General features: G+C 66.4%; 7 protein-coding genes. All 7 read left to right on the forward strand.

Annotation, left to right across the window (positions count from 1 at the left end; all coding sequences use genetic code 11):
* Positions 1-65: 65 nt before the first annotated feature.
* The 7 genes from atpA to murA all read left to right on the forward strand — a co-directional run bounded on the left by atpA (position 66) and on the right by murA (position 7369).
* Positions 66-1703: a F0F1 ATP synthase subunit alpha gene (gene atpA, locus TY25_RS16180; RefSeq protein ID WP_014982070.1), complete on the forward strand. Its 1638-nt coding sequence runs from the start codon at positions 66-68 to the stop codon at positions 1701-1703.
* Positions 1704-1772: 69 nt separating this feature from the next.
* Positions 1773-2744, forward strand: a complete 972-nt coding sequence (locus TY25_RS16185) for a F0F1 ATP synthase subunit gamma (RefSeq protein ID WP_014982071.1) — start codon at positions 1773-1775, stop codon at positions 2742-2744.
* 23 nt (positions 2745-2767) lie between these two features.
* Entirely contained in the window at positions 2768-4216 is a 1449-nt protein-coding gene (atpD, locus tag TY25_RS16190; RefSeq protein ID WP_014982072.1) for a F0F1 ATP synthase subunit beta, read from the forward strand.
* A 6-nt stretch (positions 4217-4222) separates the two neighbouring features.
* Positions 4223-4600: a F0F1 ATP synthase subunit epsilon gene (locus TY25_RS16195; protein ID WP_014982073.1), complete on the forward strand. Its 378-nt coding sequence runs from the start codon at positions 4223-4225 to the stop codon at positions 4598-4600.
* A gap of 238 nt (positions 4601-4838) precedes the next feature.
* The gene (locus TY25_RS16200) at positions 4839-5255 is read left to right on the forward strand and encodes a DUF2550 domain-containing protein (protein ID WP_014982074.1); all 417 of its coding nucleotides are present in this window, start codon (positions 4839-4841) and stop codon (positions 5253-5255) included.
* 48 nt (positions 5256-5303) lie between these two features.
* Positions 5304-5885, forward strand: a complete 582-nt coding sequence (locus TY25_RS16205) for a cob(I)yrinic acid a,c-diamide adenosyltransferase (RefSeq protein ID WP_029903032.1) — start codon at positions 5304-5306, stop codon at positions 5883-5885.
* 224 nt (positions 5886-6109) lie between these two features.
* Positions 6110-7369 carry a UDP-N-acetylglucosamine 1-carboxyvinyltransferase gene (gene murA / locus TY25_RS16210; RefSeq protein ID WP_042257062.1) on the forward strand — a complete coding sequence of 420 codons (1260 nt, stop codon included), beginning with the start codon at positions 6110-6112 and terminating at the stop codon, positions 7367-7369.
* Positions 7370-7506 lie beyond the last annotated feature (137 nt).

A 7506-nucleotide genomic window follows, 5' to 3' on the forward strand; every position in this document is an offset into this window, starting at 1 on the left:
ACCCCGCCGGCTTCGCCGGCTGCCGACCCCCTCCCGACATTCGACACAGCGAGAGCAGGAAGAACATGGCGGAGCTGACGATCTCCTCCGACGAGATCCGTAGCGCGATCGAGAGCTACACCCAGAGCTACACCCCGGAAACCTCCATCGAGGAAGTCGGTGTTGTCACCGACACCGCCGACGGCATCGCGCACGTGAGCGGTCTGCCCTCGGCGATGGCCAACGAGCTGCTCGAGTTCCCGGGCGGGGTGCTGGGCGTGGCGCTTAACCTCGAGGACCGCGAGATCGGTGCGGTCATCCTCGGCGAGTACGCCGACCTCGAAGAGGGCCAGCAGGTCCGCCGCACCGGCGACGTGCTCTCGGTGCCCGTCGGTGACAAGTTCCTCGGCCGCGTGGTCGACCCGCTCGGTCAGCCGATCGACGGTCTCGGCGAGATCGAGGCCGAAGAGCAGCGCGTGCTCGAGCTGCAGGCCGCGACCGTGCTGGAGCGCCAGCCCGTCGAGGAGCCGCTGGCGACCGGTATCACCGCCATCGACGCCCTTACCGCGATCGGCCGCGGCCAGCGTCAGCTGGTCATCGGTGACCGCAAGACCGGCAAGACCGCGGTCTGCATCGACGCCATCCTGGCGCAGAAGGCCAACTGGGATTCCGGTGACCCGGCCAAGCAGGTGCGCTGCATCTACGTCGCCATCGGTCAGAAGGGTTCCACCATCGCGGGCGTCAAGACCGCGCTGGAAGAGCACGGTGCGCTGGAGTACACCACCATCGTCGCGGCCCCCGCTTCGGACTCCGCCGGCTTCAAATGGCTTGCGCCGTACACCGGTTCGGCTATCGGCCAGCACTGGATGTACCAGGGCAAGCACGTTCTCATCGTGTTCGACGACCTGACCAAGCAGGCCGAGGCCTACCGCGCCATCTCGCTGCTGCTGCGTCGCCCGCCGGGCCGCGAGGCGTACCCGGGTGACGTCTTCTACCTGCACTCGCGCCTGCTGGAGCGTTGCGCCAAGCTGTCCGACGAGATGGGCGCCGGCTCGATGACCGGCCTGCCGATCATCGAGACCAAGGCCAACGACATCTCGGCGTTCATCCCGACCAACGTCATCTCCATCACCGACGGCCAGGTCTTCCTCGAATCCGACCTGTTCAACAAGGGTGTCCGCCCGGCGATCAACGTCGGTACCTCGGTCTCCCGTGTCGGTGGCGCCGCGCAGACCAAGGGCATGAAGAAGGTCGCCGGTTCGCTGCGTCTGGAAATGGCCCAGTTCCGTGAGCTGGAGGCGTTCTCCGCCTTCGCCTCCGACCTCGACGCCGCCTCGCTCGCTCAGCTCGAGCGTGGCGCCCGCTGGGTCGAGCTGCTCAAGCAGGACCAGTACTCGCCGGTCGCGGTCGAGGACCAGATCGTCTCGATCTACCTGGTCGACGCGGGCTACTACGACTCGGTTCCGGTCGCCGACATCCGTCGCTTCAACCGTGAGGTGCTCGAGCACCTGCACCGGGCCGCGGCCGATGCCTTCAAGACCATCGAGGGCGGCAAGGTGCTCGCCGACGAGGCCGCCGATCAGATCAAGGCCGAGACCGACAAGTTCAAGCAGGGCTTCCTGGCTTCCGACGGCAGCCGTGTGGTGAACGAGGCCGAGGCGGGCGACCTCGAGCACGAAGAGGTCGAGACCCTCTCGGTCACTCGCAAGCACGTCGAGAAGTGACCCAGGTTCGAGACTGATGCGAGCCATGGGTTACCCAATGCAAGCGAATGAAGGGAGTGTGAACCGCTGATGGCAAGCTTGCGTGAATTGCGCTCCCGCATTCGTGGTGTGAATTCGATCAAGAAGATCACCAAGGCCCAGGAGCTGATCGCGACCTCGCGAATCTCCAAGGCGCAGGCGAGGGTTGCGGCCGCGAAGCCCTACGCCGAGGAGATCACCAAGGTCCTCGGCGAGCTGGCGAGCGCGTCGCAGAACCTGACCCACCCGCTGCTGACCGAGCGGGCCGACCCGCGCCGGGCCGCCGTGCTGGTGATCACCAGTGACAGCGGCATGGCCGGTGGCTACAACTCCAACGTGCTCAAGCGCGCCGAGGAGTTGATGCACACGCTGCGTGGCGAGGGCAAGGAACCGGTGATCTACGTGATGGGCAACAAGGGCCTCACGTACTACACCTTCCGCAACCGCACGCCGGTCGCGTCGTGGACCGGGTTCTCGCAGCAGCCGAAGTACACCGATGCTTCGGCCGCCTGCAACCACCTGGTCGAGGCCTTCATGGCCGGCTCCGACGGCACGGTCCCCGCGCCGAACGGGACCGGCGATATCGCGGGCGTCGATGAGCTCCACATCGTGTACACGCGGTTCGTGTCGATGCTGACGCAGACCCCGGAGGTGCGCCGCCTGGCGCCGATCCAGGTGAGCTACGTCGACGAGAACTTCGACATGGGTGAGGATTTCGTGTCCGATTCGCCGACGGCGGACGTGCACGCGCAGTACGAATTCGAGCCCGACGCGAGTGTGCTGCTGGCGGCCCTGCTGCCGAAGTACATCAACACGCGTATCTACTCATCGTTGCTCGAGGCAGCGGCATCCGAGTCCGCGGCTCGGCGCACCGCAATGAAGGCAGCCACCGACAACGCCAACGAACTGGCCACTGATCTTTCCCGGCAGGCGAACTCGGTGCGGCAGGCCCAGATCACCCAGGAAATCAGTGAAATCGTGGGCGGCGTGAACGCGCTGGCTGCGAGCTCGGACCGCGACTAGCGCAGGAAGAGAATCCAAACCAAATGACCGCAGCTGTCACCCAAGACAACACGAGTCGGACCGGCGCAAACACAGGTCGCGTCGTCCGAGTCATCGGCCCCGTCGTGGACGTCGAGTTCCCGCGTGGCTCGATCCCCGACCTGTTCAACGCCTTGCACGCCGAGATCACCCTGACCTCGGTGGCCAAGACCCTGACCCTCGAGGTCGCCCAGCACCTCGGCGACGGCATCGTCCGCTGCATCTCGATGCAGCCGACCGACGGCCTGGTCCGTAGCGCCCCGGTCACCGACACCGGCAAGCCGATCTCGGTGCCGGTCGGCGACGTCGTCAAGGGCCACGTCTTCAACGCGCTCGGCGACTGCCTCGACACCCCCGGCCTCGGCCGCGACGGTGAGCAGTGGGGCATCCACCGCAAGCCCCCGTCATTCGATCAGCTCGAGGGCAAGACCGAGATCCTGGAAACGGGCATCAAGGTCATCGACCTGCTCACCCCGTACGTGAAGGGTGGCAAGATCGGCCTGTTCGGTGGCGCCGGTGTCGGCAAGACCGTGCTCATCCAGGAGATGATCACCCGTATCGCGCGGGAGTTCTCCGGTACCTCCGTGTTCGCCGGCGTCGGCGAGCGCACCCGTGAGGGCACCGACCTGCGCCTGGAAATGGAAGAGATGGGCGTCCTTCCGGACACCGCCCTCGTCTTCGGCCAGATGGACGAGCCGCCGGGCACGCGTATGCGCGTCGCTCTCTCGGCCCTCACCATGGCCGAGTACTTCCGCGACGTGCAGCACCAGGACGTGCTGCTGTTCATCGACAACATCTTCCGGTTCACCCAGGCCGGTTCCGAGGTCTCGACCCTGCTCGGTCGTATGCCCTCGGCCGTCGGTTACCAGCCCACGCTGGCCGACGAGATGGGTGAGCTGCAGGAGCGCATCACCTCGACCCGTGGTCGGTCGATCACCTCGCTGCAGGCCATCTACGTGCCCGCCGACGACTACACCGACCCGGCCCCGGCGACCACCTTCGCCCACCTCGACGCGACGACCGAGCTCTCCCGCCCGATCTCGCAGAAGGGCATCTACCCGGCCGTCGACCCGCTGACCTCGACCTCCCGCATCCTGGAGGCCTCGATCGTCGGCGAGCGGCACTTCGCCGTGGCCAACGAGGTGAAGCGGATCCTGCAGAAGTACAAGGAACTGCAGGACATCATCGCCATCCTCGGCATGGACGAGCTCTCCGAAGAGGACAAGGTCCTCGTCGGCCGTGCCCGTCGCCTGGAGAAGTTCCTCGGCCAGAACTTCATCGTGGCCGAGAAGTTCACCGGCCAGGTCGGTTCGGTGGTTCCGCTGGAGCAGACCATCGACGACTTCGACCGGGTCTGCAAGGGCGAGTTCGACCACTTCCCGGAGCAGGCGTTCAACTCCTGCGGTGGCCTCGACGACGTCGAGGCGGCCGCGAAGAAGATCGCCGGAAAGTAGTCCCCGATGTCGGAAATGTCAGTTGATCTCGTCGCGGTCGAACGCCTGCTCTGGTCCGGCCAGGCGACGTTCGTCAGCGCGCAGACGACCGAGGGCCAGATCGGCATCATGCCGGGCCACGAGCCGCTGCTCGGCCAGCTGGTCGAGGGGGGCATCGTGTCCATCGTCGACACCGACGGTCAGCGGATCGTCGCGGCGGTGCACGGCGGCTTCTTCTCGGTGACCGCTACCACGGTCCGGGTCCTGGCCGAATCCGCGGAGTTCGCGGACGAGGTGGATGTCGAGGCGGCACGTCGCGTGCTGGCCGACTCCGCGGCCAGCGAAGAGGACCAGCTGGCGGCGCAGGCCCAGGTGCGCGCGGTGGAGCAGACCGCGAACGCGTAGGCGACAACCGAAAATCGAGTAGCAGACGGTCGGCGGCGAAGGCTTCTTCGCCGCCGATCGTCGTTTCAATACACGGGTGGCCCGTTTGTAAACTCGAGGTCGTGGTTGAATGACCGCACGGCGGTGATCGCGATGGGCCCGGAGCCGGATCCTCGGAGGGCTTGCGAGCACCGCCAATTGAATAGGGTGTCGACGACACGGCGACAGAGCGAAGGGACGAACTGCATTGCAGACCGGGATGGTTCTCCTGATCATTCTGGTGCTCACGCTCGTGTTCCTCGCCCTGGCCTCCACCTATCGCCTGATCATGTTGCGGCGCGGCGGAACCGCCGCGATCCTGCGGGTATTGCCCGCGCGGGGTGGTCAGGGCTGGCGGCACGGACTGATCCGCTACGACGAGGACCGATTGGTCTTTTTCAAGCTGACGAGTCTGAAACTCGGACCCGACTGCACGATTCACCGCCAGGGCATCGAGATCGGCGACCGCCGCGCTCCGGTCGGCGACGAATACGACATCATGACCGACGACATCGCGGTGATCGCGGTGACCGATCGCGACGGCAGCTACGAGCTGGCCCTGGATCGCGCCTCGCGCACCGCATTTCTGTCCTGGGTGGAGTCACGCCCCTCCGACCGCACCCGCCGGATGCGCTAGTCGGCGCACCCGCTCGGATATCGCGCGACAACGGATAGGCTGAGGCTCGTGAGTGTGCACCTGACGCGGATCTACACGCGAACCGGCGACGATGGGACCACGGGTCTCAGCGATTTCTCGCGGGTCGCGAAGACCGATCCGCGCCTGGTCGCCTACGCCGACTGCGACGAGACGAACGCCGCCATCGGGGTGGCGATCGCGCTCGGACAGCCCGCCGAGGAGTTGCGCGCGGTACTTCTGCAGATACAGAACGATCTGTTCGACGCGGGCGCCGACCTGTCCACCCCGGTGGTCGCGGAGCCGAAGTACCCGCCGCTGCGCATCACCCAGCCCTACATCGACCGGCTGGAAGGCTGGTGCGACGAGTTCAATGCTGAACTGCCGGCACTGAATTCGTTCATCCTGCCGGGCGGCACGCCGCTGGCGGCGCTGCTGCACACGGCCCGCACGGTGGCGCGGCGCGCCGAACGCGCGGCCTGGGCCGCCATCGAGACACACCCGGAGGACACGAATGTGCTTCCGGCCAAATATCTGAATCGCCTCTCGGACCTGCTGTTCATCCTGAGCCGCGTGGCGAATCCCGGCGGCGATATCCTGTGGAAGCCCGGCGGAACCAGGTCGAGCACCTGATAATGCTCGAGACACGAGCACACTTGTCTCGGATACATGGGTAAACACCCCGGGTATACCCAGAACTCAGCCCCGGCGTCGGACCACCGGCCCGCAACCGAACTACCGTGGCACCCACCAGTGCGCTGAATACCCGGAGTGGCGGAGCTGGATACCTGGAGTGGCGGGCCAGTGCCGCAACTATCCTTGCACCCAACAGTGCGCCGAATACGCGGAGAGGCGGCATGGAACGGTTTTTGGTTACCGGCGGGAATCGACTCGTCGGTGAAGTCGCGGTGGGAGGCGCCAAGAACAGCGTCCTCAAGCTGATGGCCGCTGCCCTGCTGGCGGAGGGCACCACCACGATCACGAACTGCCCGGACATTCTCGACGTGCCGCTGATGGGCGACGTGCTGCGCGGCCTCGGCTGCGACGTCGCGATCGACGCGGGAACGGTCACCATCAACACCCCGGCGGAGCCGAAGTACCACGCGGACTTCCCCGCGGTGACGCAGTTCCGCGCGTCGGTGTGTGTGCTCGGCCCGCTGATGGCTCGTTGCAAGCGCGCGGTGGTTGCGCTGCCGGGTGGTGACGCGATCGGTTCGCGGCCGCTCGACATGCACCAGGCGGGCCTGCGGTTGCTCGGCGCGACCAGCGAGATCGAGCACGGGTGCGTCGTGGCGCGCGCCGACGAGCTGCAGGGCGCCAAGATCCGGCTCGACTTCCCGTCGGTGGGCGCCACCGAGAACATCCTGATGGCCGCGGTCCTCGCCGAGGGCGAGACCGTGATCGACAACGCCGCACGCGAACCCGACATCGTCGACCTCTGCAACATGCTGGTGCAGATGGGCGCCCGGATCACCGGCGCGGGCACCTCGGTGCTCACCGTGCAGGGGGTCAAGCGGCTCGCGCCGACCACGCACCGGGTGATCGGTGACCGGATCGTCGCCGCCACCTGGGGTATCGCCGCCGCCATGACCATGGGCGACGTCCGGGTGACGGGCGTGAACCCCAAGCACCTGTCGCTGGTGCTGGACAAGCTGCGTTCCGCGGGTGCGCGGATCTCGTTCGAGCAGGACGGCTTCCGCGTCGTGCAGGCCGAGCGGCCGCGCGCGGTCAACTTCTCGACGCTGCCGTTTCCCGGTTTTCCCACCGACCTGCAGCCGATGGCGATCGGGCTGGCCGCGATCGCCGACGGCACCTCGATGATCACCGAGAACGTCTTCGAAGCTCGTTTCCGTTTCGTGGAGGAGATGATCCGGTTGGGCGCCGACGCGCGCACCGACGGGCATCACGCTGTGGTGCGCGGTATTCCACGCCTGTCGAGCGCGCCGGTGTGGTCCTCCGATATTCGGGCCGGCGCCGGATTGGTACTCGCCGGTCTGGTTGCCGAGGGCACCACCGAAGTGCACGACGTCTTCCACATCGACCGCGGCTACCCCAAATTCGTTGAGCAGCTACAGGCTCTGGGTGGGGAAGTGACCCGAGTCGGTGCGGCGGAATGAAGCGTTAAGCTCGAAAACGCTTCTTGACCAGGCGATTTGACATGATGCACGCAGACACGTAACTTTATTCAAGTCAGAGCGACACGGACACCGACCCGGGGCCGAGGAGCTGAGCCGAAAGGCTGAGCGAGAGGCCA

This window comes from Nocardia brasiliensis NBRC 14402 (assembly GCF_000308475.2).
GTDB lineage: Bacteria > Actinomycetota > Actinomycetes > Mycobacteriales > Mycobacteriaceae > Nocardia > Nocardia brasiliensis.